The organism is Pseudomonas sp. GW821-FHT07F01 (genome assembly GCF_059418825.1).
Window position 1 is genome coordinate 646877 of sequence record NZ_JBWKQO010000002.1, and the last position, 26249, is coordinate 673125.

General features: G+C 61.3%; 22 protein-coding genes. 16 read left to right on the forward strand and 6 right to left on the reverse strand.

Annotated features, from left to right (window positions below):
- Positions 1-14 precede the first annotated feature (14 nt).
- The 10 genes from nuoG (at position 15) to AC07R1_RS09135 (ending at position 10916) form a co-directional block, all read left to right on the forward strand.
- Positions 15-2729, forward strand: a complete 2715-nt coding sequence (gene nuoG / locus AC07R1_RS09090) for an NADH-quinone oxidoreductase subunit NuoG (protein WP_495110443.1) — start codon at positions 15-17, stop codon at positions 2727-2729.
- Entirely contained in the window at positions 2726-3733 is a 1008-nt protein-coding gene (gene nuoH / locus AC07R1_RS09095; RefSeq protein ID WP_011062191.1) for an NADH-quinone oxidoreductase subunit NuoH, read from the forward strand. Before nuoG ends, nuoH begins: the two co-directional genes overlap by 4 nt.
- 11 nt (positions 3734-3744) lie before the next feature.
- On the forward strand, positions 3745-4293 hold the full coding sequence (nuoI, locus tag AC07R1_RS09100; RefSeq protein ID WP_003223795.1) for an NADH-quinone oxidoreductase subunit NuoI: 549 nt from the start codon (positions 3745-3747) through the stop codon (positions 4291-4293).
- A 9-nt stretch (positions 4294-4302) separates the two neighbouring features.
- Positions 4303-4803: an NADH-quinone oxidoreductase subunit J gene (gene nuoJ / locus AC07R1_RS09105; RefSeq protein ID WP_011062192.1), complete on the forward strand. Its 501-nt coding sequence runs from the start codon at positions 4303-4305 to the stop codon at positions 4801-4803.
- Positions 4804-4807: 4 nt separating this feature from the next.
- Positions 4808-5131 carry an NADH-quinone oxidoreductase subunit NuoK gene (gene nuoK / locus AC07R1_RS09110; protein ID WP_011062193.1) on the forward strand — a complete coding sequence of 108 codons (324 nt, stop codon included), beginning with the start codon at positions 4808-4810 and terminating at the stop codon, positions 5129-5131.
- Positions 5128-6981: an NADH-quinone oxidoreductase subunit L gene (gene nuoL / locus AC07R1_RS09115; RefSeq protein WP_011062194.1), complete on the forward strand. Its 1854-nt coding sequence runs from the start codon at positions 5128-5130 to the stop codon at positions 6979-6981. Before nuoK ends, nuoL begins: the two co-directional genes overlap by 4 nt.
- 39 nt (positions 6982-7020) lie before the next feature.
- Positions 7021-8553, forward strand: a complete 1533-nt coding sequence (nuoM, locus tag AC07R1_RS09120; protein WP_015636298.1) for an NADH-quinone oxidoreductase subunit M — start codon at positions 7021-7023, stop codon at positions 8551-8553.
- A 7-nt stretch (positions 8554-8560) separates the two neighbouring features.
- A complete protein-coding gene (nuoN, locus tag AC07R1_RS09125) occupies positions 8561-10024 on the forward strand; it encodes an NADH-quinone oxidoreductase subunit NuoN (RefSeq protein ID WP_495110444.1) in 1464 nt (487 codons plus the stop codon).
- A 237-nt stretch (positions 10025-10261) separates the two neighbouring features.
- Positions 10262-10612, forward strand: coding sequence for a hypothetical protein (locus AC07R1_RS09130; RefSeq protein ID WP_053152689.1), 351 nt, complete (start codon positions 10262-10264; stop codon positions 10610-10612).
- Entirely contained in the window at positions 10599-10916 is a 318-nt protein-coding gene (locus tag AC07R1_RS09135) for a helix-turn-helix domain-containing protein (RefSeq protein WP_053152691.1), read from the forward strand. The genes AC07R1_RS09130 and AC07R1_RS09135 overlap by 14 nt, the downstream gene beginning before the upstream one ends.
- Positions 10917-10984: 68 nt before the next feature.
- Here the strand turns inward: AC07R1_RS09135 and cysS are convergent, their stop codons facing one another.
- Positions 10985-12367 (reverse strand): cysteine--tRNA ligase, encoded by a 1383-nt coding sequence (gene cysS / locus AC07R1_RS09140; RefSeq protein WP_053159449.1) that lies wholly within the window; start codon positions 12365-12367, stop codon positions 10985-10987.
- A gap of 18 nt (positions 12368-12385) precedes the next feature.
- Entirely contained in the window at positions 12386-14086 is a 1701-nt protein-coding gene (locus AC07R1_RS09145) for a glutamine--tRNA ligase/YqeY domain fusion protein (RefSeq protein ID WP_495110445.1), read from the reverse strand.
- A gap of 270 nt (positions 14087-14356) precedes the next feature.
- Between AC07R1_RS09145 and AC07R1_RS09150 the strand changes: the two genes are divergently transcribed.
- The gene (locus AC07R1_RS09150; RefSeq protein ID WP_011062201.1) at positions 14357-14860 is read left to right on the forward strand and encodes a peptidylprolyl isomerase; all 504 of its coding nucleotides are present in this window, start codon (positions 14357-14359) and stop codon (positions 14858-14860) included.
- On the forward strand, positions 14857-15609 hold the full coding sequence (locus AC07R1_RS09155; RefSeq protein ID WP_011062202.1) for a UDP-2,3-diacylglucosamine diphosphatase: 753 nt from the start codon (positions 14857-14859) through the stop codon (positions 15607-15609). The genes AC07R1_RS09150 and AC07R1_RS09155 overlap by 4 nt, the downstream gene beginning before the upstream one ends.
- Positions 15610-15803: 194 nt before the next feature.
- Here the strand turns inward: AC07R1_RS09155 and AC07R1_RS09160 are convergent, their stop codons facing one another.
- The 4 genes from AC07R1_RS09160 to AC07R1_RS09175 form a co-directional block, all read right to left on the reverse strand.
- Positions 15804-17333, reverse strand: coding sequence for a DHA2 family efflux MFS transporter permease subunit (locus tag AC07R1_RS09160; protein ID WP_053152697.1), 1530 nt, complete (start codon positions 17331-17333; stop codon positions 15804-15806).
- A 77-nt stretch (positions 17334-17410) separates the two neighbouring features.
- Positions 17411-18613, reverse strand: a complete 1203-nt coding sequence (locus AC07R1_RS09165) for an HlyD family secretion protein (protein WP_011062204.1) — start codon at positions 18611-18613, stop codon at positions 17411-17413.
- Positions 18614-18627: 14 nt separating this feature from the next.
- On the reverse strand, positions 18628-20097 hold the full coding sequence (locus AC07R1_RS09170; RefSeq protein WP_011062205.1) for an efflux transporter outer membrane subunit: 1470 nt from the start codon (positions 20095-20097) through the stop codon (positions 18628-18630).
- A complete protein-coding gene (locus AC07R1_RS09175; RefSeq protein ID WP_011062206.1) occupies positions 20087-20569 on the reverse strand; it encodes a MarR family winged helix-turn-helix transcriptional regulator in 483 nt (160 codons plus the stop codon). The genes AC07R1_RS09170 and AC07R1_RS09175 overlap by 11 nt, the downstream gene beginning before the upstream one ends.
- Before the next feature lie 618 nt (positions 20570-21187).
- Here AC07R1_RS09175 and AC07R1_RS09180 point away from each other — a divergent pair.
- The 4 genes from AC07R1_RS09180 to AC07R1_RS09195 all read left to right on the forward strand — a co-directional run bounded on the left by AC07R1_RS09180 (position 21188) and on the right by AC07R1_RS09195 (position 26225).
- Positions 21188-24361: a hybrid sensor histidine kinase/response regulator gene (locus AC07R1_RS09180; protein ID WP_495110446.1), complete on the forward strand. Its 3174-nt coding sequence runs from the start codon at positions 21188-21190 to the stop codon at positions 24359-24361.
- 21 nt (positions 24362-24382) lie between these two features.
- Positions 24383-24553, forward strand: coding sequence for a helix-turn-helix domain-containing protein (locus tag AC07R1_RS09185; RefSeq protein ID WP_019092833.1), 171 nt, complete (start codon positions 24383-24385; stop codon positions 24551-24553).
- A gap of 268 nt (positions 24554-24821) precedes the next feature.
- Entirely contained in the window at positions 24822-25403 is a 582-nt protein-coding gene (locus AC07R1_RS09190; RefSeq protein WP_495110447.1) for a fimbrial protein, read from the forward strand.
- A 72-nt stretch (positions 25404-25475) separates the two neighbouring features.
- The gene (locus AC07R1_RS09195) at positions 25476-26225 is read left to right on the forward strand and encodes a fimbrial biogenesis chaperone (protein WP_495110448.1); all 750 of its coding nucleotides are present in this window, start codon (positions 25476-25478) and stop codon (positions 26223-26225) included.
- The last annotated feature ends 24 nt before the right edge of the window (positions 26226-26249 follow it).

A 26249-nucleotide genomic window follows, 5' to 3' on the forward strand; every position in this document is an offset into this window, starting at 1 on the left:
AAGAACTTTGAACCATGGCCACTATCCACGTAGACGGCAAAGCGCTCGAAGTCGATGGGGCGGACAACCTGTTACAGGCTTGTCTGTCACTAGGCCTCGACATCCCTTATTTCTGCTGGCACCCCGCTCTCGGTAGCGTCGGTGCCTGTCGCCAGTGCGCGGTCAAGCAGTACACCGACGAGAACGACACCCGTGGTCGTATCGTCATGTCCTGCATGACCCCGGCCACCGACAACACCTGGATCTCCATCGACGATGAAGAATCCAAGGCGTTCCGCGCCAGTGTCGTCGAGTGGCTGATGACCAACCATCCCCACGACTGCCCGGTCTGTGAGGAAGGCGGTCACTGCCACCTGCAGGACATGACGGTGATGACCGGCCACAACGAGCGCCGTTATCGCTTCACCAAGCGTACCCACCAGAACCAGGACCTCGGCCCGTTCATTTCCCACGAGATGAACCGCTGCATCGCCTGCTATCGCTGCGTGCGCTTCTACAAGGACTACGCCGGCGGCACCGACCTGGGCGTCTACGGCGCCCACGACAACGTGTACTTCGGTCGCGTTGAAGACGGCACCCTGGAAAGCGAGTTCTCCGGCAACCTCACCGAGGTCTGCCCGACCGGTGTGTTCACCGACAAGACTCACTCCGAGCGCTACAACCGCAAGTGGGACATGCAGTTCTCGCCGAGCATCTGCCATGGCTGCTCCAGCGGTTGCAACATCTCCCCGGGCGAGCGCTACGGCGAGCTGCGCCGCATCGAGAACCGCTACAACGGTTCGGTGAACCAGTACTTCCTCTGCGACCGCGGCCGCTTCGGCTATGGCTACGTCAACCGCAAGGACCGTCCACGCCAGCCACGCCTGGCCGATGGCACCAAGCTGACCCTGGACCAGGCACTGGATCAGGCCGCAGACCTGCTGCGCGGCCGTAACATCGTCGGTATCGGTTCGCCCCGCGCCAGCCTGGAAAGCAACTACGCGCTGCGTGAGCTGGTAGGTGCCGAGCACTTCTACTCCGGTATCGAAGCCTCCGAGCTGGAGCGCATCCGCCTGGTTCTGCAGGTTCTGAACGACAGCCCGCTGCCGGTTCCGAACATGCGCGACATCGAAGACCACGATGCCATCTTCGTCCTCGGCGAAGACCTGACCCAGACCGCCGCACGCATGGCCCTGGCCCTGCGCCAGTCGGTCAAGGGCAAGGCCGAGGAAATGGCCGATGCCATGCGCGTCCAGCCTTGGCTCGACGCTGCGGTGAAGAACATCGGCCAGCACGCGCTGAACCCGCTGTTCATCGCCAGCCTGGCTGAAACCAAGCTCGACGACGTGGCCGAGGAGTGTGTACACGCCGCTCCAGACGACCTGGCGCGCATCGGTTTCGCCGTGGCCCACGCCATCGACGCCAGTGCCCCTGCCGTGGAAGGCCTGGACAGTGAAGCCCTGGAACTGGCCAAACGCATTGCCGACGCTCTGCTGGCGGCCAAGCGCCCGCTGATCATTTCCGGTACCTCCCTGGGCTCCAAGGCGCTGATCGAAGCCGCGGCCAACATTGCCAAGGCCCTGAAGCAACGCGAGAAAGCCGGCTCCATCAGTCTGATCGTGCCAGAGGCCAACAGCCTCGGCCTGGCCATGCTCGGCGGCGAATCCGTGGACGCGGCCCTGCAGGCGGTGATCGACGGCCGTGCCGACGCCATCGTGGTACTGGAAAACGACCTGTACACCCGCACCGACGCGGCCAAGGTGGATGCAGCGCTGAACGCGGCGAAGGTGGTGATCGTCGCCGATCATCAACAAACCGCTACCGTTGAGCGCGCGCACCTGGTGCTGTCGGCGGCGAGCTTTGCCGAAGGCGACGGTACCCTGGTCAGCCAGGAAGGTCGCGCCCAGCGCTTCTTCCAGGTCTTCGATCCAACCTACCTGGACGCCAGCATCATGGTTCACGAAGGTTGGCGCTGGCTGCACGCCCTGCGCAGTACCTTGCTGAACCAGCCGGTGGACTGGACCCAGCTGGACCACGTGACCGCTGCCTGCGCCGCGAGCACCCCGCAACTGGCCAGCATCGTTGACGCCGCGCCATCCGCCGCGTTCCGCATCAAGGGCCTGAAACTGGCTCGCGAACCGCTGCGCTACAGTGGCCGTACCGCCATGCGCGCCAACCAGAGCGTGCACGAGCCACGTACCCCGCAAGATCCGGATACCGCCTTCGCCTACTCCATGGAAGGTTACTCGGGCTCCGTCGAACCGCGCTCGCAAGTGCCGTTCGCCTGGTCTCCGGGCTGGAACTCGCCACAGGCCTGGAACAAGTTCCAGGACGAAGTCGGTGGCCACCTGCGCGCCGGTGACCCGGGCACTCGCCTGATCGAAACCCAGGGCGACCGCCTCAACTGGTTCGCCAGCGTGCCACGGGCCTTCTCCCCGGCCCCGGGCACCTGGCAGGCCGTGCCGTTCTACCACCTGTTCGGCAGCGAGGAAAACTCTTCGAAAGCCGCTCCGGTGCAGGAGCGCATCCCGGCTCCGTACGTTGCTCTGGCCAAATCCGAAGCGGATCGCCTGGGTGTCAACGACGGTGCCCTGCTCGCGGTGAACGTGGCTGGCCAGACCCTGCGTCTGCCGCTGCGCATCAACGAAGAGCTGGGTGCTGGCCTGGTGGGCCTGCCTGCCGGCCTGGCGGGTATTCCTCCGGCAATCGCAGGCATTTCCGTTGATGGTCTGCAGGAGGCGGCACAATGAGTTGGTTTACCCCTGAAGTGATCGACGTGATCCTGACGGTCGTCAAGGCCATCGTCATCCTGCTGGCCGTAGTGATCGCCGGTGCGCTGCTGAGCTTCGTCGAACGTCGCCTGCTGGGCTGGTGGCAGGACCGTTACGGTCCGAACCGTGTTGGCCCGTTCGGCATGTTCCAGATCGCAGCCGACATGCTGAAGATGTTCTTCAAGGAAGACTGGACTCCACCGTTTGCCGACAAGGTGATCTTCACACTGGCACCGGTGGTGGCCATGTCCGCCCTGCTGATCGCCTTCGCGATCATCCCGATCACCCCGACCTGGGGCGTGGCGGATCTGAACATCGGCCTGCTGTTCTTCTTCGCCATGGCCGGTCTGTCGGTCTACGCGGTACTGTTCGCCGGCTGGTCGAGCAACAACAAGTTCGCCCTGCTCGGCAGCTTGCGTGCCTCGGCGCAGACCGTGTCCTACGAAGTGTTCATGGGCCTGGCCCTGATGGGCATCGTGGTACAGGTCGGCTCGTTCAACATGCGTGACATCGTCGAGTACCAGGCGCAGAACCTGTGGTTCATCATTCCGCAGTTCTTCGGCTTCTGTACCTTCTTCATCGCTGGCGTGGCCGTGACTCACCGTCACCCCTTCGACCAGCCGGAAGCGGAGCAGGAACTGGCCGACGGCTACCACATTGAATACGCCGGTATGAAATGGGGCATGTTCTTCGTCGGTGAATACATCGGCATCATCCTGATCTCGGCGCTGCTGGTCACCCTGTTCTTCGGTGGCTGGCACGGTCCGTTCGGCATCCTGCCGCAACTGTCCTTCGTCTGGTTCGCACTGAAGACCGCGTTCTTCATCATGCTGTTCATCCTGCTGCGCGCTTCCATCCCGCGTCCGCGTTATGACCAGGTGATGGACTTCAGCTGGAAATTCTGCCTGCCACTGACCCTGATCAATTTGCTGATAACCGCTGCGGTTGTGTTGTGGAACACACCTGCGGTTGCGGTTCAGTGAGGATTTGACCCATGTTCAAATATATTGGCGACATCGTTAAGGGTACTGGTACCCAGTTGCGCAGCCTGGTCATGGTCTTCGGCCATGGCTTTCGCAAGCGCGACACCTTGCAATACCCGGAAGAGCCGGTCTACCTGCCTCCACGCTACCGTGGCCGCATCGTCCTGACCCGCGACCCCGATGGCGAAGAGCGTTGCGTAGCCTGCAACCTGTGCGCCGTGGCCTGCCCCGTGGGTTGCATCTCGCTGCAGAAAGCTGAAACCGAAGACGGTCGCTGGTACCCGGACTTCTTCCGCATCAACTTCTCGCGCTGCATTTTCTGTGGCCTCTGCGAGGAAGCCTGCCCGACCACCGCGATCCAGCTGACACCGGATTTCGAGATGGCCGAGTTCAAACGTCAGGACCTGGTTTACGAGAAAGAAGATCTGCTGATCTCCGGTCCCGGAAAGAACCCTGATTACAACTTCTATCGTGTTGCAGGTATGGCCATTGCCGGTAAGCCAAAAGGCTCCGCGCAGAATGAAGCCGAGCCGATCAACGTGAAGAGCTTGCTGCCTTAAGGAAGAAAGATGGAATTCGCTTTCTATTTCGCGTCAGGTGTTGCGGTTGTCTCCACACTCCGTGTGGTCACCAATACCAACCCTGTGCACGCCCTGCTCTACCTGATCATTTCGCTGATCGCCGTGGCCATGACCTTCTTCAGCCTTGGCGCGCCGTTCGCCGGTGCCCTGGAAGTGATCGCCTACGCCGGTGCCATCATGGTGCTGTTCGTGTTCGTGGTGATGATGCTGAACCTCGGCCCGGCCGCGGCTCAGCAAGAGCGCATCTGGCTCACGCCCGGCATCTGGATCGGCCCGGTCATCCTGGCCGCGCTGCTGCTGGCTGAACTGCTGTACGTACTGTTCAGCCATCAGAGCGGTGCCGGTATCGGTCAAACCACCGTCAGCGCCAAGGCCGTGGGCATCAGCCTGTTCGGCCCTTACCTGCTGGTGGTCGAACTCGCCTCGATGCTGCTGCTTGCCGCGGCCGTCACGGCGTTCCACTTGGGCCGCAACGAGGCGAAGGAGTAATACGATGCCTACTATCTCTCTCGGTACTATCCCGATGGAACATGGCCTGGCGGTTGCCGGCATCCTGTTCTGCCTCGGTCTGGTCGGCCTGATGGTCCGCCGTAACATCCTCTTCGTGTTGATGAGCCTGGAAGTGATGATGAACGCCTCTGCACTGGCCTTCATCGTTGCGGGCGCCCGCTGGGCGCAGCCGGATGGACAAGTGATGTTCATCCTGGTGATCAGCCTGGCAGCCGCCGAGGCCAGTATCGGCCTGGCGATCCTGCTGCAGCTGTACCGCCGCTTCCACACTCTCGATATCGATGCAGCCAGCGAGATGCGCGGATGAACCTTCTCTTTCTGACTTTCGTATTCCCCCTGATCGGTTTCCTGCTGCTGTCGTTCTCCCGTGGACGCCTCTCGGAAAACCTCTCGGCCCTGATCGGTGTCGGCTCCATTGGCCTGTCGGCCATCGTTGCTGCCTACGTGATCTGGCAATTCAACGTCGCGCCGCCCGAGGGTGGCCACTACACCCAGGTGCTGTGGCAGTGGATGTCGGTGGACGGTTTCGCACCGAACTTCGCCCTGTACCTGGATGGTCTGTCCGTGACCATGCTGGGTGTGGTGGTGGGCGTGGGCTTTTTGATCCACTTGTTCGCGTCCTGGTACATGCGTGGTGAAGCCGGCTACTCGCGCTTCTTCGCCTACACCAACCTGTTTATCGCCAGCATGCTGTTCCTGGTACTGGGCGATAACCTGCTGTTCCTGTACTTCGGCTGGGAAGGCGTGGGCCTGTGCTCGTACCTGTTGATCGGTTTCTACTACAGCAACCGCAACAACGGTAACGCCGCACTCAAGGCCTTCATCGTTACCCGTATCGGCGACGTGTTCATGGCCATCGGCCTGTTCATCCTGTTCCAACAGGTGGGCACGCTGAACGTCCAGGAACTGCTGGTGCTGGCCCCGCAGAAATTCCAGGCCGGCGACTTCTGGATCACCCTGGCAACCCTGATGCTTCTGGGTGGCGCCGTGGGTAAATCTGCCCAGTTGCCACTGCAGACCTGGCTGGCGGACGCGATGGCCGGCCCGACCCCGGTTTCGGCACTGATCCACGCCGCAACCATGGTCACCGCCGGCGTCTACCTGATCGCCCGTACCCACGGCCTGTTCACCCTGGCGCCGGAAATCCTGCACCTGGTCGGCCTGGTCGGCGGCGTGACCCTGGTACTGGCCGGTTTCGCCGCGCTGGTGCAGACCGACATCAAGCGGATCCTCGCCTACTCCACCATGAGCCAGATCGGCTACATGTTCCTGGCCCTGGGCGTTGGCGCCTGGGACGGCGCGATCTTCCACCTGATGACCCACGCCTTCTTCAAGGCCCTGCTGTTCCTTGCTTCCGGTGCGGTGATAGTTGCCTGCCACCACGAGCAGAACATCTTCAAGATGGGCGGCCTGTGGAAGAAACTGCCTCTGGCCTACGCCAGCTTCATCGTCGGCGGCGCGGCCCTGGCGGCCCTGCCTCTGGTGACCGCAGGCTTCTACTCCAAGGACGAGATCCTCTGGGAAGCCTTCGCCAGCGGCAACCATGGCCTGCTGTACGCCGGCCTGGTGGGTGCGTTCATGACCTCGCTGTACACCTTCCGCCTGATCTTCATCACCTTCCACGGTGAAGCCAAGACCGAAGCCCACGCCGGCCACGGGATCTCCCACTGGCTGCCGCTGGTGGTACTGATCGTGCTGTCCACTGCGATCGGCGCGATGATCACCCCGCCCCTGCATGGCGTGCTGCCGCAAAGCGTCGGCCATGCCGGTGGCGAAGCCAAGCACAGCCTGGAAATCGCCTCGGGCGCCATCGCCCTGGCCGGTATCCTGCTGGCCGCCCTGTTGTTCCTTGGCAAGCGTCGCGTTGTGACCGCCATCGCCAACAGCGGCATCGGGCGTCTGCTCTCGGCCTGGTGGTTCGCCGCCTGGGGCTTCGACTGGATCTACGACAAACTGTTCGTCAAGCCATACCTGGCCATCAGCCACGTACTGCGCAAGGACCCGCTCGATCAGACCATCGGTTTGATCCCGCGTATGGCCAAAGGGGGTCACACCTCCCTGAGCCGTACCGAGACCGGTCAACTGCGTTGGTACGCCGCCTCGATGGCAGCCGGTGCCGTGCTGGTCATCGGCGCCATTGTGCTGGTAGCGGTCTGATATGAACCTTGCGAACTTGCGAAAGGAATTGAGCCCGTCATGATTCTGCCTTGGCTAATCCTGATCCCCTTCATCGGCGGCCTGCTGTGCTGGCTGGGTGAGCGCTTCGGCGCCACCCTCCCCCGCTGGATTGCGCTGTTGACCATGACCCTGGAACTCGCCCTCGGCCTCTGGCTGTGGGCCCACGGTAACTATTCATTTGCTCCGGCGCCTGGCGCCGATCCAACTTGGGCCATCGAGTTCAAGCACGTCTGGATTGAGCGCTTCGGCATCAACGTGCACCTGGCGCTGGACGGCCTGTCGCTGCTGATGATCCTGCTGACCGGCCTGCTGGGTATCCTCTCGGTACTCTGCTCCTGGAAAGAGATCCAGCGCCACGTGGGCTTCTTCCACCTGAACCTGATGTGGATCCTGGGCGGCGTGGTCGGCGTGTTCCTGGCGCTGGACCTGTTCATGTTCTTCTTCTTCTGGGAAATGATGCTGGTGCCGATGTACTTCCTCATCGCGCTCTGGGGTCACAGCTCGGCAGACGGCAAGAAAACCCGGATCTACGCAGCGACCAAGTTCTTCATCTTCACTCAGGCTTCCGGCCTGATCATGCTGGTGGCGATCCTGGGCCTGGTGCTGGTGAACTTCAACAACACCGGGGTCATCACCTTCGATTACGCCCAGTTGCTGAAGACCAAGATGTCCACCGCCACCGAGTACATCCTGATGCTCGGCTTCTTCATCGCCTTCGCGGTGAAGCTGCCCGTGGTGCCATTCCACTCCTGGCTGCCTGACGCTCACGCCCAGGCACCGACCGCCGGTTCCGTGGACCTGGCGGGCATCCTGCTGAAGACGGCGGCCTACGGCCTGCTGCGTTTCGCCCTGCCACTGTTCCCCAACGCCTCGGCAGAGTTCGCACCGATCGCCATGACCCTGGGTCTGGTCGGGATCTTCTACGGCGCCTTCCTGGCCTTCGCCCAGACCGACATCAAGCGCCTGATCGCCTTCTCCAGCGTTTCCCACATGGGCTTCGTGCTGATCGGTATCTACTCCGGCAGCCAGCAGGCCCTGCAGGGCGCGGTGATCCAGATGCTGGCCCACGGTGTTTCGGCAGCCGCGCTGTTTATCCTCAGCGGCCAGCTGTACGAGCGCACCCATACCCGCGACATGCGTGAAATGGGCGGCCTGTGGTCGCGTATCGCCTACCTGCCGGCCATCAGCCTGTTCTTCGCAGCCGCCTCCCTGGGCCTGCCGGGCACCGGCAACTTCGTCGGCGAGTTCCTGATCCTGATCGGCACCTTCGTCAGCGCTCCATGGATCACCGCGATCGCGACTTCGGGCCTGGTGTTCGGCTCGGTCTACTCGCTGATCATGATCCACCGTGCCTACTTCGGCCCGTCCAAGTCGGACGCGGTGCTGCACGGCATGGATGCTCGCGAACTGATCATGGTGCTGGGGCTGGCGGTACTGCTGATCTACATCGGCGTGTACCCGCAACCGTTCCTCGATACCTCTGCCGCCACCATGCATGGCGTGCAGCAATGGCTCAGCACCGCCTTCACTCAACTCGCTTCGGCCCGGTAAGAGCGCTATGGACTTTACGATTCAACACTTTATAGCCCTGGCGCCGCTGCTGATCACCAGCGCCACCCTTGTGGTGGTGATGCTGGCGATCGCCTGGCGGCGCAACCACGCCCAGACCTTCCTGCTATCGGTGGCCGGTCTGAACCTGGCATTGCTGTCGATCTTCCCGGTGCTGAAAGTGGCACCGCTGGCGGTCACCCCGCTGTTGCAGATCGACCAGTTCGCCTGCCTGTACATGGCCCTGATCCTGGTGGCCACCCTGGCCTGCGTCACCCTGGCCCACGCCTACCTGGGCGATGGCAGCAGCGGTTACCCGGGTAACCGTGAAGAGCTGTACCTGCTGATCCTGCTGGCCGCCGCTGGTGGCCTGGTACTGGTCAGCGCGCAGAACCTGGCCGGCCTGTTCATCGGCCTGGAACTGCTCTCGGTACCGGTCTACGGCCTGGTGGCCTATGCCTTCTTCAACAAGCGCTCCCTGGAAGCCGGCATCAAGTACATGGTGCTGTCGGCAGCCGGTTCGGGCTTCCTGTTGTTCGGCATGGCCCTGCTCTACGCAGAAGCCGGCAGCCTGAGCTTCAGCGGTATCGGCCAGGCCCTGGCCGCCACCGGCCTGCCAAGCCTGCTGGCTCAACTGGGCCTGGGCATGATGCTGATCGGCCTGGCCTTCAAGTTGTCGCTGGTGCCGTTCCACCTGTGGACCCCGGACGTCTATGAAGGCGCCCCGGCCCCGGTGGCCGCCTTCCTGGCCACCGCCAGCAAGGTGGCGGTATTCGCGGTACTGGTGCGTCTGTTCCAGCTGTCGCCAGTGGCCAGCAGCGGTGTCCTGAGCAACGTGCTGACCGTGATCGCCATCGCCTCGATCCTGGTGGGCAACCTGTTGGCGCTGACCCAGAGCAACCTCAAGCGTCTGCTGGGTTACTCCTCCATCGCCCACTTCGGCTACCTGCTGATCGCCCTGGTGGCGAGCAAGGGCCTGGCCATGGAAGCCATCGGCGTGTACCTGGTCACCTACGTGATCACCAGCCTGGGCGCCTTCGGCGTGATCACCCTGATGTCCTCGCCGTACAAAGGCCGTGACGCCGACGCACTGTACGAGTACCGCGGCCTGTTCTGGCGCCGTCCGTACCTGACCGCCGTCCTCACCGTGATGATGCTGTCCCTGGCCGGTATCCCGCTGACCGCCGGCTTCATCGGCAAGTTCTACATCATCGCTACCGGTGTCGAAGCGCACCAATGGTGGCTGGTCGGTTCCCTGGTAATGGGCAGCGCCATCGGCGTCTTCTACTACCTGCGAGTGATGGTCACCCTGTACCTGATCGAGCCGAACCTGCGCCGCGTCGATGCCCAACTGCACTGGGAACAGAAAGCCGGTGGCGTCATGCTGCTGGCCATCGCGCTCCTGGCGTTCTTCCTCGGCGTATACCCACAGCCGCTGCTGACCCTGGTCCAGCATTCGGGCCTGGCAGGTTGATCGCTTAGGTTTCAACGCAACAAACAGAACGGCACCTTCGGGTGCCGTTTTGCATTTCAGGGCCCTGCCCTCCCCTCTTCCCAGCAAAACTCGGAATCGCCCTTCCTGCCACGTCGGCCCGGTCCGACATTCAGCCCGCTGCCGCAGGCATAGACTGCTGCCAGATCAAACGCGGCGCCTAGCGGGCCTTGACCAAAGCTGTATCTCCATCCACTCTATACGCAGGAAGCGTATGAAATGAATGCTCTGTTTATTGAACTACCGGCATTTGCGCGATACCGAAAGGGCTTCCTTGACGACGAATTGTTCTGCGAACTGCAGATCGAGTTGCTGCGCCACCCGCACGCGGGCGTTCTGATTCAGGGCACTGGCGGCTTGCGCAAGATGCGTTTCATCGATGAGCGACGCAACAAGGGCAGGCGTGGCGGGCTGAGGGTGATTTATTACTGGTGGTCCGGAGGAGCACAGTTCTGGCTCTTCACCCTGTTCGACAAGGAGCAGATGGACGACCTGCTACCGCAGCAGCGACAACAGCTCAAACAACTGCTGGAACGTGAAATCGAGGCCAGAAGACATGACCAAACGTGACATCTTTTCCGAACTGGTTGAAGGCATCGACGCCCTCACCCAGGAACGCCAGGGCAAGATCACCCTGCGCAGCCATAAAGTGAAACTCGACAAGCTGCCCCCCATCACCGCCGCCGAGGTGATGAACATCCGCCAGCAACTCAACCTCTCGCGCTCGGTGTTCGCCATGTACCTGCGCACCAACACCCGCACCCTGGAGAACTGGGAACAGGGCCGCGCCATACCCAACGCCCAGGCCACGACCTTGATACGCCTGGTGGAGCGCTACCCCGATACAGTGGAGCGCCTCGCCTCGCTGGCCTGATCCTGCACTGTTCGAAGGGCAACAAAAAACCCGCACCAGGCGGGTTTCTTGTTGCAGCGAACGCAGGCTCAGTCAGCCAGGCGCCAGGTCGTACCGCCCTTGCCGTCTTCCAGGATCACGCCCATGGCGGTGATCTGGTCGCGGATCCGATCGGACTCTGCCCAATCCTTGTTGGCACGGGCCGCCAGGCGGGCCTGGATCAGCGCCTCGACTTCTGCCGCATCGACCCGACCTTCGGCACCGGCCTGCAGGAAGTCGTCGGCCTCCAGTTGCAGCACGCCCAGCACACTGGCCAGTTCCTTCAAGCGGGCTGCCAGACCGGCCGCCGCATCGATATCGCTCTCACGCAGGCGGTTGATCTCGCGCACCATCTCGAACAGCACGGCACAGGCTTCCGGAGTACCGAAGTCGTCGTTCATCACCTGGGTGAAACGCTCGACGAAGGCTTCGCCACCGGCCGGCGCCACTTTCGGCAGGCCCTTGAGTGCATGGTAGAAACGCTCCAGGGCGCCCTTGGCGTCCTTGAGGTTGTCTTCCGAGTAGTTGATGGCGCTGCGGTAGTGGCTGGCCACCAGCAGGTAACGCACCACTTCCGGATGGTACTTGTCGAGCACGTCGCGAATGGTGAAGAAGTTGTTCAAGGACTTGGACATCTTCTCGCCATTGATGCGGATCATGCCGCAGTGCATCCAGGCGTTGGCGTAGGTCTTGCCGGTAGCCGCCTCGCTCTGGGCGATCTCGTTCTCGTGGTGCGGGAACTCCAGGTCGCTGCCGCCGCCATGAATGTCGAAGGTCTCGCCCAGGCAGCAGGTGGACATCACCGAGCACTCGATGTGCCAGCCCGGACGCCCGTCACCCCAAGGCGATGGCCAGCTCGGCTCACCCGGCTTGGCGGCTTTCCACAGGACGAAGTCCAGCGGGTCCTGTTTCGACTCGTCGACTTCGATCCGCGCGCCGATGCGCAGGTCTTCGATCTTCTTGCGCGACAGCTTGCCGTAGCCCATGAACTTGCCGACGCGGTAGTACACGTCGCCATTGCCCGGAGCGTAGGCGTAGCCCTTGTCGATCAGGGTCTGGATCATCGCGTGCATGCCGGGGATATGGTCGGTGGCGCGCGGTTCCATGTCCGGCTTCTTGATGTTCAGCCGCGCCTCGTCCTCGTGCATCGCCGCGATCATGCGCTCGGTCAGGGCCTCGAAGGCCTCGCCGTTCTCATTGGCACGATTGATGATCTTGTCGTCGATATCCGTGATGTTGCGCACATAGGTCAAGTCATACCCGCTGAAACGCAGCCAGCGGGTAATCAGGTCGAAGGCCACCATGCTGCGGCCGTGCCCCAGGTGGCAGTAGTCGTACACGGTCATGCCGCACACGTACATGCGCACCTTGTTGCCATCCAGCGGCTTGAAGACTTCTTTGCTCTTGGTGAGCGTGTTGTAGATCGTTAGCACGTTAGTTCCTTGACTGAATCACTGACCCCAGGAGTCGCGCAGGGTCACAGTACGGTTGAATACCGGAGCGCCTGGTTTCGAGTCCTTGATATCCGCGCAGAAGTAGCCTTCGCGCTCGAACTGGAAACGGTCTTCCGGCTGTGCGTTGCCCAGCGAGGGTTCGGCACGACAACCAGTGAGCACTTGCAGGGAGTCAGGGTTGATGTTGTCCAGGAAACTCGCGCTGTCCTCGGCCTTCTCCGGGTTCGGAGAACGGAACAGACGATCGTACAAACGCACTTCGCACTCGACGCTGGCGGCAGCCGGCACCCAGTGGATCACGCCCTTGACCTTGCGGCCTTCAGGGTTCTTGCCCAGGGTGTCCGGGTCGTAGGAGCAACGCAGCTCGACGACATTGCCCTCGGCGTCCTTGATCGCTTCATCGGCACGGATCACGTAGCTGCCACGCAGGCGCACTTCGCCGTTAGGCTCCAGGCGCTTGTAGCCCTTTGGCGGCTCTTCCATGAAGTCGTCACGGTCGATGTAGATTTCACGGGCGAACGGCAGCTGGCGCACGCCCAGCGCTTCTTTCTGAGGGTGACGCGGCAGTTCGAGATTCTCGACCTGGCCTTCCGGGTAGTTGGTGATCACGACTTTCAACGGACGCAGCACGCACATGGCGCGGGGTGCGTTCTGGTCCAGATCCTGGCGGATGCTGAATTCCAGCATGCCGTAGTCGACCACGCCGTCGGAGCGGTTGGTGCCAACCATCTCGCAGAAGTTGCGGATCGACGCCGGCGTGTAGCCACGACGACGAAAGCCCGACAGGGTCGACATGCGCGGATCGTCCCAGCCATTGACGTGCTTCTCATCCACCAGTTGCTTGAGCTTGCGCTTGCTGGTGATGGTGTAGTTCAGGTTCAGGCGGCTGAACTCGTACTGACGCGGGTGCGCGGGCACCGGCAGGTGCTCGAGGAACCACTCGTACAGCGGACGGTGGCTTTCGAACTCCAGGGTGCAGATCGAGTGGGTGATGCCTTCGATGGCGTCCGACTGGCCGTGGGTGAAGTCGTAGTTGGGGTAGATGCACCACTTGTCACCAGTCTGATGGTGATGGGCGTGGCGAATGCGATACATGATCGGGTCGCGCAGGTTCATGTTCGGCGAGGCCATGTCGATCTTGGCCCGCAGCACGCGGGCGCCGTCCGGGAACTCGCCAGCGCGCATGCGGGCGAACCAGTCCAGGTTCTCTTCCACCGAGCGATCGCGGAACGGGCTGTTCTTGCCTGGCTCGGTGAGGCTGCCGCGGTATTCCTTGGCCTGGTCAGGGGTCAGGTCGCAGACATAGGCCTTGCCCGCCTTGATCAGTTCCACGGCCCAGTCGTGCAACTGGTCGAAGTACTGCGAGGCATAACGCACTTCGCCGGACCACTCAAAACCCAGCCACTTGACGTCGCTTTCAATGGCGTCGATGTATTCCTGGTCTTCCTTGGCCGGGTTGGTGTCGTCGAAACGCAGGTGCGTGACGCCACCGAATTCCTGGGCCAGACCGAAGTTCACGCAGATCGACTTGGCGTGACCGATGTGCAGGTAACCATTGGGCTCCGGAGGGAAGCGGGTCACGATCTGTGTGTGCTTACCCGAGTCCAGGTCCGCCTGGATGATCGGGCGCAGGAAGTTGACCGGTACGGCCGGTCCAGTCTTGGAATTCGAGGTAGGGTCGACAGTGGGCTTGCTCATAGGATCCTTGAACGTACAAGTGCGTGGCCGGGTGCGGCCTGACAAATCAAAACGGATATCATAGCCGATGCTGTCAAGTGCCTGACAGAGCGCAGCTTTAAAACTGCGGCTATTAATGGCAGGCCGGTGAAAAAACAGCCTCGAAATTCGTGGCTGTCACGCTAAACTGCGCTCCTTGGCTGCAAGATGGCCAAACCGGTCCGGGCTGCCCACGCGTCCCGATACCCAGGATTTTCTTGAAAACGCTTCTCCTTATAAAGAGTACCGACCATGACCCAAGTCAAACTGACCACCAACCACGGCGAGATCGTGCTGGAACTGAACGCCGAGAAAGCCCCGTTGACCGTGGCCAACTTCGTCGAATACGTGAAAGCCGGTCACTATGAAAACACCGTTTTTCACCGCGTCATCGGTAACTTCATGATCCAGGGCGGCGGCTTCGAACCTGGCATGAAAGAAAAGAAAGACAAGCGTCCAAGCATCCAGAACGAAGCTGACAACGGCCTTTCCAACGACAAGTACACCGTTGCCATGGCCCGCACCATGGAGCCGCATTCGGCTTCCGCGCAGTTCTTCATCAACGTTGCCGACAACAGCTTCCTCAACCACAGCGGCAAGACCGTGCAGGGCTGGGGCTACGCCGTATTCGGCAAAGTGATCGCCGGCACCGAGGTGGTCGACAAGATCAAGGGCGTGGCCACCACCATGAAGTCCGGCCACCAGGACGTACCCGCAGACGACGTGATCATCGAGAAAGCCGAGATCATTGAGTGATACTGCTGATTTCAGATCTGCATCTGGAAGAGGAGCGCCCGGACATCACCCGGGCGTTTCTGGAATTACTCGGTGGGCGCGCCCGCGCCGCCGAGGCGCTGTACATCCTCGGGGACTTTTTCGAGGTATGGATCGGCGACGATGCCATGACCCCCTACCAGCTTTCCATTTGCCAGGCATTGCGCGAGCTCAGCGACAGCGGCACGCAGATCTTCCTGATGCATGGCAATCGCGACTTCATGCTCGGCAAGGCCTTCTGCAAGGCGGCCGGCGCCACCCTGCTCAAGGATCCCAGCGTCGTCGACTTCTACGGCGAGCCGGTATTGCTGATGCACGGTGACAGCCTGTGCACCCGTGACGAAGCCTACATGCGTATGCGCCGCTACCTGCGCAACCCGCTGAGCCTGTGGATTCTGCGCCACCTGCCCCTGGGCACCCGGCGCAAGCTGGCGCGCAAGCTGCGCAACGAAAGCCGGGCCCAGACCCGCATGAAGGCCAACGACATTGTCGATGTGACCCCGGACCAGGTACCGCAGGTCATGCAGGAACACGGGGTGCGCACCCTGGTTCACGGCCACACCCATCGCCCGGCGATCCACAAGCTGCAGATCGGCGAACAAGCCGCCAAGCGCATTGTGCTGGGGGACTGGGACCGTCAGGGCTGGGCGCTGCAGGTGGATGAGCAGGGTTTCCAACTGGCGGCGTTCGATTTCGTACCGACGCAACTGGCGCTGCCCGGTTCGCCCTGAACGGACGCCCTCGCTGCCGTAGGAGCCGGCTTGCCGGCGAAGGGAACAGCAAGCCTTGCATGGCCCTGTCGGGCGCCTTCCCTGGCAAGCCCGCTCCTACAACAGATGCCCTACCGTAGGAGCCGGCTTGCCGGCGAAGGGGCCAGCAAGCCTTGCATGACCCTTTCGGACGCCAGCGCCTGCGACGAAAGGCATCAATGCCCCGCCGCGGCTGGGCCGGCCTTGGCAGCGAATGGCGGCTTGGCCAGCCAGACCAGCAGAATCAGGCCCATGAAGCCCCAGCCCAGCAAGGTGAAGTAGTCCACGGTCGAGAGCATGTATGCCTGGCTGGTCAGGACTTGATCCAGTTGCGCGTAAGCCTTGGTGCTCGCGCCTCCGAGATTGTTCAGCGCATCCCGGGTGACCGGGTCGAAGATGCTCATGCTTTCGCTCATGTAAGCGTGATGCTGGTCTGCCCGGCGAATCCAGATCCAGGTGGTCAGCGACGCCGCAAAACTGCCCCCCAGAGTCCGCAGGAAGGTTGCCAGGCCAGCGCCGTCGGCGATCTGGTGCGGTGGCAGGTCGGACATCAGGATGCTCAGGGTCGGCATGAAGAACAGCGCCACGCCGATGCCCATGAACAGTTGCACCAGGGCGATGTGCTGGAAGTCCACTTCATTGGTGAAACCGGCACGCATGAAGCAGCTCAGGCCAATGGCCAGGAATGCCAGCCCGGCCAGCAGGCGCAGGTCGAACTTGTTCGCGTACTTGCCGACAAAGGGTGACAACAGCACCGGCAGGATGCCGATCGGTGCCACCGCCAGCCCTGCCCATGTCGCGGTGTAGCCCATCTGGGTCTGCAACCATTGCGGCAGGATCAGGTTAATACCGAAGAACCCGGCGTAGCCCAGCACCAGCACTATCGTGCCAATGCGGAAGTTGCGGTGCGCGAACAGCCGCAGGTTGACGACCGGATGTTGGTCGGTCATTTCCCAGATGATGAACACCGCCAGCGCGATCACCGAAATCGCCGCACCAATGATGATGAAGTTCGACTCGAACCAGTCCAGGTCATTGCCCTTGTCGAGGATCACCTGCAACGCGCCGACGCCAATGACCAGCGAAATCAGCCCGACGTAGTCCATCGGCTGACGGCTGGTGACCACCGGGCGCTTGGCCAGCTGCGAACGCACCACCATCACCGCAAAAATGCCGATCGGAACGTTGATGAAGAAAATCCACGGCCAGCTGTAACTGTCGGTGATCCAGCCGCCAAGAATGGGACCAGCAATCGGCGCCACCACCGTGACCATTGCCAGCAATGCCAGGGCCATGCCGCGCCTGGCGGGTGGATAAACGGCGATCAACAGGGTTTGCGTCATCGGGTACAACGGCCCGGCCACCAGGCCTTGCAGCACACGAAAGCCGATCAGCTCAGGCATCGAGGTCGAGATGCCGCAGAGAAACGAGGCCAGCACAAACAGCATCGTCGCCCAGAGAAACAGTTTTACCTCGCCAAAGCGCCGGCTGAGCCAGCCGGTCAGCGGCAACGCAATCGCATTGCTCACGGCGAACGAGGTAATCACCCACGTGCCCTGCTCCGAACTCACACCAAGGTTGCCGGAAATGGTCGGCAACGCCACGTTGGCGATGGTGGTGTCGAGCACCTGCATGAAGGTCGCCAGCGACAGGCCGATGGTGCTGAGCAACAGGCTGGGCGGCGTGAAAGAAGCGTTATTGCTCATCGCGAATCCTTTGGAACCGGGGTGGCGCTGCGCCCCTGTGGGGCGAGCATGCTCGCACCCACAGGGTCAGTGGCGAATCAGCGTTGCGCGGTTTTGCTGACCACAGCGCTGTTGTCATGGATCAGCTGAGCGATCATCGCATCGGCTTCGGCCAACTGCCGGTCGTAGACGTTGGTGCTGAACGAGGCCTTTTGCTGCGGTTGCTGCGCCAGTACCGGGCCGCTCTGGTCATGCAGGTTCACTTCAACATTGGTCGACAGCCCAACCCGCAGTGGGTGCTTGGCCAGCTCTTCGGCATTGATGTGAATCCGCACCGGCACACGCTGCACGATCTTGATCCAGTTGCCGGTGGCGTTTTGCGCGGGCAACAGAGCAAACGCGCTGCCGGTGCCGGCGCCGAGGCTGTCGACGGTGCCACTGTATTTCACGCTGCTGCCGTAGATGTCGGACTCGATGTCCACGGGCTGGCCGATGCGCATATCACGCAGTTGGGTTTCCTTGAAGTTGGCATCGATCCACAGTTGATCCAGCGGGATCACCGCCATCAACGCCGTACCTGGTTGCACTCGCTGGCCCAGCTGCACGGTGCGTTTGGCAACGTAACCGGTGACCGGCGCGATCAGGGTGCTGCGCGCATTGGTCAGGTAGGCCTGGCGCAGATCCGCAGCCGCCGACATCACGTCCGGGTGCGACGAGACCACGGTGTCATCGACCAGCGCACTGGTGGTTTTCAACTGCTGCTTGGCGTTGGCCAGGGCGTTTTGCGCCGAGGTCAGGTCGTCGCGGGCGTGGGACAGTTCTTCCTGGGAAATCGCGCCGCCAGCGGCAAGGTTTTTCCGGCGGTTGAAGTTGTCCTGAGCCTTCTGCACTTCGGCCTGTTGCGCGTTGACCTGGGCTTTCATGCCGTCGACATTGCTGTACAGGCCGCGAACCTGACGCACGGTACGCGCCAGTTTCGCCTGGGCACTTTGCAGACCGACTTCGGCATCGTTGGGGTCGAAGTTGATCAGCACCTGACCTTCGTGGACCAGGTCACCATCGTCGGCGCCGATGCTGACCACGGTACCGGTCACCAGCGGAGTGATTTCAACGACGTTGCCGTTGACGTAGGCGTCATCGGTGCTCTCATTCCAGCGCCCGATGAATTCGTGATAAGCCCAGACACCAGCACCGGTGAGGGCTACAACAATGGCCAGCACCAGCAGCATCACTTTGCGCTTGCGCGGATTGCCGGTGTCTTGCGAGTTGTCTTGAGCTTGGGTGTTTTCGGCAGTGGCCATGACAAATACCTGAATTAGTTGTGCGGCGTGGCTGGAATGGCGTTGGCTGCGCTCAGGGTCTCGCCCTGAAAGCCCCCGCCCAGCGCTTGCATCAGTTGAATCGACAGATCGATCTGCTCGGCATTGAGGTTGGCCAACTGACGTTGGGCCTGCAGCAGTTGCTGCTCGATGCTGAGCACGTCCAGGTAGTTGCCGATGCCGGAACCGTAACGCTGGACCACGGTGTTATAGGAATCCTGAGCAATATCGGTGGCGTGCTGTTGCGCGCCGATTTGCCGGCCGATGTCACGCAACTGGTTGATCGTGTCGCTGACATCACCCAGCGCTTTCACCAGGCTTTTGTTGTACTGCGCCACCGCCAGATCGTAATCGGCGTCACGCGAATCGAGGTTGGCGCGCAGGCGCCCGCCATCGAAGATCGGCAGCGAAATGGTCGGGGCGATGCTGAAGAAGCGACTGGCCGAACCAAACATTGCGTCACCCAACAAGGATTCGGCACCGGCGGACGCCGTAAGGTTCAGGTTGGGATAGAAGCGGGTTTTCGCCGAATCGATGTCTTTGCTCGCGGCCTCTACACGCCAGCGGGCGGCAACCAGGTCCGGGCGGCGGCCAAGCAGCTCTGCCGGAAGAACCGAGGGCACTGCCACGGCGCTGGCTTGCAATACTTTGGGCCGGGCGATTTCACTGCCGCGATCCGGGCCTTTGCCGAGCAGCACGGCCAGGGCGATTTTCGCACTGCTCAGGCGTTTTTCGGCGTCGATCAGGCTGGCTTCGGAACTGGCTTCCAGGCTCTGGGTTTGCTGGAGCTGGTACTGGCTGTCGATCCCGGCGCTCAAGCGACGCTGGCTCAGATCGAGCATTTGCCTGGTGCGCTTGAGATCGTCGCTGGCCAGGTCATAGACGATGTGCGCCTGCCCCAGATCGCTGTAGGCCCGGGCCACATCGGCGGCGAGGGTCAATTGCGCGGCCTGACGGTCGACTTCAGCAGCACGAGCCTGGCCGAGTGCGGCTTCCCAGGCATCACGCTGGCCGCCCCACAGGTCGAAGTTGTAATTGAAGCCGGCGCTGATGTTACGCACGGTGGCGTAGGCATCGCCCTGCCCCAGCGGATCCTGATCCTTGGCCAGGCGCGAACGGCTGATGCCGGCGCTGGCGTCGAGGGTCGGATAGCGTTCGGCATCGGCGGCATACGCGGCGGCGCTGGCCTGATGGGCACGGGCGGCGGCGATCTGCATGTCCGGACTGTCGCGCAGGGCTTCGCGGATCAGACCGTCGAGCTGTGGATCGCCAAGGCTGGTCCACCAGTCGCTTTTCGGCCATGCCGCAGGCGACAGGGTCACACCGTTGAGGGATTGGCCGGCCTTCAGGCTTTTCGCGTCGAGATTTTTGCCTTGGGTATCGAGGCCGCTGTAATTGGCGCATCCGGCAAGGATCATCGCCGACAGCACCAGCGTCAGGCTGCTGCGCAAGGTCTTACTGCTCATTGTGTTCACCTAAGCGCTGGATGGTGATCGGGTCACCGGCGGCCAGCAGGATTTTCTTGAGGATGTATTCCAGGGTCTTCAACTCGTCCGGGGAGATCGCGCCAGCCAGTTCATTCATCGCGTCGGCGCCGATCTGCGGCAGCCGATCCGTCAACTGCTGGCCCTGTTCGGTCAGGGTCAGTTGCACTTGGCGGCGATCACCTTCGCTGCGTTGGCGAGCCAGGAAGCCCTTCTGCTCCAGACGATCGAGCATGCGTGTCATCGAACCGCTGTCCAGCGACAGGTGCCGGCACAGCTCGGCCGGGGTATCGACGCCGAACTGGGCCATGATGATCAACACTTTGAACTGCGCGGCAGTGATGCCGTGGGGTTCCATGTGGGTGTCGATGATCCGGTCCTTGAGCAGTGCGGCGCGGCCCAGCAACAGGCCGAGATGGCAGGTTTTGAATTCGTCCGGGGTGAAATGCTTCATGTGCTCACCTAATAACTGCCTAGGCAGTGAATATATGTCGAGATGTTACTGCCTAGGCAGCGAATGTCAACGCAATAGTTAGGTTGCTTTGTAATTAGTTGACCAATGGACTGGGTCTTTATGTTGAACAGGCGAGCGTCATCGCCAACCTGCTGGCGACGGGTCGTTTCCATCCCTCTGCCTGCTGCCTGTGAATCATCGGGGTTGGCCTATTCCACGATGACTTCGACAAAGGCTATGGCTCGCACGTGCCCCCGGTATCACCCTCCTTCAGCGAATTGAAGATGGAGCGCATACAGGTGCACGACTGCAACGCCAACGAGGACTGGCGTAGGCGCCGACCTGCATTGCTCGGCTCGGTCACCCGTCGGGTCTAACGGTGATGACGGGAAGCTTGGAGACCGCGCAAGAACTTGATCTGTTGCATAAAATCGACTGCACTCAGATTCAGGATTTCCTGATCTTTCACGCCATGTCTTCGGATCAATTCCGGCAGTTGCTGTCCCATGACGGGCCGGCAAACGCGTACGGATTGGCAAGCGGGTGTTGATACCCGTCACTTGCCATCGAGGTCACTGTGTCCAACGGCTCTCCCATCACTGCTGCCCAGGCCCTCTAATGCCACATCCCAACGCCTTTCTGGAGAAACTCGCCAGCAGTTCATCGCGCCTGAACAAGAGCCTGCTGGTGCTCGGCGCCCTGGTGCTGCTGTTGCTGGGCATCAGCTATGTGGGGGTGACGCGCATGATCGAAGAGCGGCGCGAAACCTTGCAATTTCACTTTGCCCGGCTGATGGAGAATGTCCACGAACAGGAAGTGTTCCTGCAGGATATTGCCCGGGAAAGCGCCAAGGGCGAACGGCTGCCCAATGCCATGTTGCCGCCCTACTCAAAAAAACCCCTGCCCGATGAAGGGCCGAACATTTACGAAGGCCGCGGCCTGCCGTTTTCGCTGCCCTATAGCTTGAAGATCAATACGGACAGGATTGCCCCCAGCCAATACCCGAAAATCTTTGCGCTGGGTACCCATCTGGCGGCCTATTACAGCGCGTTCTGGTCGGCCTCGCACTATCAGTCTCCGCAGGTTGTCCTGATCAATGGCCCCGACAATTTTGACCTGGCCGTACCCTCCGTCGGGCGTTTGCGCGGTACGGGGCAGTTACCGATGCAGACGGGCCATCTAGTCGATGTGATGACCCAGGTGAACAAACGCCTGCGCGGGCACAACTCGCCATTGCCAGATCTTCAGGTGCGCTGGGAACCCTATGTCTCTTCCGAGGACGACAAGAGCGCGCCCACCCTGCTGGCTTACGTGAGTATCAACCTGGCGAAAACCGCATTGACCGTCGAGGGCGCCGATACCTGGGTGGTACTGGGCTCGCTGATGAACCTGTCCCAGGTCAACAACATCGAACGGCTGATGCAGTGGTCGATCTACGATGACTTCACCTTGATCACCCCCCGTGGCGTGGTATTGACCGGTGCTCTGAAACCCGGCCAGGTGCTGGATGAAGGGGTGAATTTCAACCGCGACGGCCTGGTGTTCAAACTGAGCAGCCCCGGGGAGCAACACTGGACGGCGATCTACGTCATCAGCCTGCGCAGTTTCCTCGACTACGCGCTGTGGCCATTGCTGTGCCTGGTTGCTCTGGCGCTTGCGCTACTCGGTTGCAGTCGGGCGGTCAATCGCTGGTACCAGGCCCGGGTCATCCTGCCCGCGCAGAGGGCGCACGCCAGCATTGCCGAAAGCGAGGCGTTCAGCCGCACGGTGATAGATACGGCGCCGACCGGCCTGTGCGTGATTCGCCGCAGCGATCACCACGTACTGCTGGAAAACCAGCGCGCCCAGCAATGGCACGATAACGGCCAACTGATGAGCTTGCTCACACCCCTTACGGGCCCCGGTCACGCCGATCTTGAAATCAATGGGCGCCACCTGCACGTCGCCTTTGTGCCCACCCGCTATCAGGGCCAGGACGCCTGGTTATGTGCGTTGCATGACGTGACCCGGCATGTCGAAGATGCGGCGGCGCTGGAAGAAGCGCGCCAGGCCGCCGACTCGGCAAACCAGGCCAAGAGCCGCTTCCTCGCTACCATGAGCCACGAGATCCGCACTCCCCTGTACGGCGTGCTGGGAACTCTGGAGCTGCTCGGCCTGACCTCGCTCGCCCCGCGCCAGCAGGATTACCTGCACACCATCCAGCGCTCCTCCGCCACGTTGTTCCAACTGATCAGCGATGTGCTGGATGTGTCGAAAATCGAAGCCGGACAGATGACCCTCGAACTTCAGGATTTCTGCCCGCTGCAACTGACCGAAGACACCGTGCGCACCTACAGCGCCTTCGCCCGATCCAAGGGCCTGCTGCTCTATGCCTGCATCGACCCGGCGCTGCCGGACCGGTTGCGCGGTGACCCGATACGGATTCGCCAGATCCTCAACAACCTGCTGAGCAACGCCATCAAGTTCACCGATAACGGTCGCGTGGTGCTGCGGGTTCAGTTGCTGGAAAGCGACGATGGCCGCGCCCACGTGCAGTGGCAGGTCAGCGATTCGGGAGGAGGAATTTCCCTGGCGCAACAGCAACAACTGTTCGACCCTTTCTATCAGGTCAACGATGCCACTGAACAGGCCGGTGCCGGATTGGGACTGGCCATTTGCAAATGGCTGTGCGAGTTGATGGCGGGCCAGTTGAACCTAGTCAGCGAGCCCGGGCTCGGCAGCAGTTTCACCCTTCAACTCGCACTGGAACACGCACCCGGTGAGCTGGCCGGTTGCCCTGTGTTCAACCCCGGCAGCAGCACCGTCTATGTGCGTGCGCAGGTCACTGAGCAGGCACAACACCTGATCGCCTGGCTCAACCGTTTTGGCCTCGACTGCCGCCCGCTGAGGCCCGATACACCGGTGTCATCGGCACTGCTGGTAGAGCTTTCCCCCCTGGCCGATACCGCGGCCTGGCCCGGTCCGAAGGTCGTCGCCAGGGCGGATGGCCCCAACCCTGCGCAATTGCGCGGTACCGACCGAGAAGTCGACGCCCATGATGTCCGCGCGATCGCCTGGGCGATTTACCAGGCCCAGCACGGCGTCAGCGCCGACAGCCAACCTTCGTCGCCGGAAAAGCCCCGGCAGTTGAATCTGCAAGTGCTGGTGGCGGAAGACAATGTGATCAACTCGGCGATCATCAAGGAGCAACTGGAAGTGCTGGGCTGCTCGGTGGTCGTCGCGGCCAATGGCGAGCTGGCCCTGGCGCAGTGGTCGCCCGGACGCTTCGATCTGCTGCTGACCGACGTCAACATGCCGGTCATGAACGGCTACCAATTGGCCACGGCGTTACGGCTTCAGGATCAGACGCTGCCGATTATCGGCGTCACCGCCAACGCCTTGCGCGAAGAAGGCGAGCGCTGCGCCGACGTCGGCATGAACGCCTGGATGGTCAAGCCACTGAACCTCGCCACCCTGCGCGCGCACCTGGAAAGACATTGCAAAATCGCCCTGCCGGCGACCAGCGTTGCCCCTCTAAAGCTGTCACCGAAAATGCGCGAACTCTTTGTCACGACGCTGCGCCAGGACATGCAGACCACGCTGACGGCATTGGACAACGCCGATGCCCATCGCGTGGCGCAACAGCTGCACAGCATGGCCGGTGCATTGGGTGCGGTACAGCTCGAAGAACTGGCCACAACCTTCGTCGAGCTGGAGTGCCGCCTGAACGGCCTGAGCTTGACCCACGCCCTGGACCTGGAGGTACGCCAGAATCTGGCTCGATTGAAAGACCTGCTGGGCACCCTTGAATAATTTCAACGCGGATAATCAGCCATGGAAACCCTCAAGGTTGCCATTGCCGATGACCACCCCATCGTCCCGGTGGGGTACGAGAGCGGGTTGAGCGTGGCCAATGCTTTCGCACTGATGGAATACCTGACGCGGCACCTCCCCAACGTGCTGGTGCTAACAGCGCTTTACTCACCTGTTGCTAAAGGAAAATAAAATAGTGCGTTTATTTATTCCGGGAGAGGGAGTCAGAGACGACTGACTTGAGAGCGCAAAGATAACAAGCATTCAAAAGATGTTCGCCACGAGCAAACTTGAAGTCAACAGCAACTATAAAAACTTGAATTACCATACACAACAACCAACTCAAACTAACAGACAACTACATTCCAATTGCAATCAACTTCTAGGAATCGTCTGATGTACCACCAAAAATTCGCGTTATATCGTGTTGTTGTTTTAAACCTAACCATTGGAAAACAACATGAAAAAGCTAACTCGCGCACTTCTCGCCCTTTCGATCATCGCCGCCACTGGCAACGCCCTGGCAGATGACCCCGTCAAGGCCGGTAGTGGCACTATCAACTTCACCGGTACCATCAACAACGATGCCTGCTCCGTTGAGGGCGCTGGCAAGGGTAAAACCATTGCGATCGACATGGGCGAAGTGTCGATCAAAGACATGGGCACTCCCAGCGCGCCTAAAGGCAACGGCACCCTGAACGTCGAAAACTTCAGCATGAAGATCAACTGCAACGCCGGCACCAAGGTCGCAATGATCTTCGAACCAACCACGGGCGCAGGTTCGGGTCTCGCGCCCGGTACCAACGTGCTTCGCCTGATCGACGGCCTGGGTGCTGCGAAAGGTATCGGCATTGCGCTGCTTGATTCCAATGGCGCCGTGATCGACCTCAGCTCGCCGAGCACCGCAAAAATCGAAAACACTCTGCAAGACAGCAACGCCACCCTCAAATTCTCCGCAGCCTACGTAACCACCGTCGATCCGAAACTGGCTGTTGCCGGTCGTGGCGACGCCACCCTGCCGTTCACGCTGCAATACGAATAACCCGCGCGAACACACAAGCCTGGTGCGGGGCCGTTCGGCCCTGCATCCTCATTCACTTGCGCGGTAGCCCTCATGTTTTATCGTCACTCACTGTCCTTATGTGCAGGCCTGCTGGGCCTGTTCGCGGTCAATCAGGCCATGGCCGGAATTTCCTTGAGCAGCACCCGTCTGATTTTCGACGGCCAGCACAAGGAGGCCGGAATCACCGTGCGTAACAGCGGTGAAGATGTGTTGATCCAGTCGTGGATCGACACCGACTCCAGCGAAACCGCAGCCGTACCCTTTGCTGTGACGCCGCCCCTGGTGCGCGTCAGCGGCGACGAGCAGCAAATATTGCGGGTGATCTACGAAGGTGCGGGCATGCCGACCGACCGCGAGTCGGTGGTGTGGCTCAATGTGCAAGAGATCCCTAAAGCGGCAAAATCCGAGAACACGTTGCAACTGGCCGTGCGCCAGCGCATCAAGGTGTTCTTCCGCCCGGCAGGCCTGAAAAACAACGCCTATCTGGCACCGAGCGAACTGACCTGGCGCCTGACAGAACAAGCCGGCAAGAGCTTGTTGGTGGTGAATAACCCAGGCCGGTATCACGTGTCGATTGCAAATATCACACTTCAATCCGGCACCATCAGTGAACACCCCTTCGATTCGATGATGATTGCCCCCGGCGAACAAAAAAGCTTCCCCCTTAAACAACTTCACAACGCCAATACAGCCCACATTTCATTCAGCAGTATTAATGACTATGGCGCACAAGATCGTTATGGCGCGCAACTTTCCAACAGTGCTGATACCCGAGCCAGTTTGAATAAACAAACCCCATAACTTACGTGCCGCTGTGACGGCTGC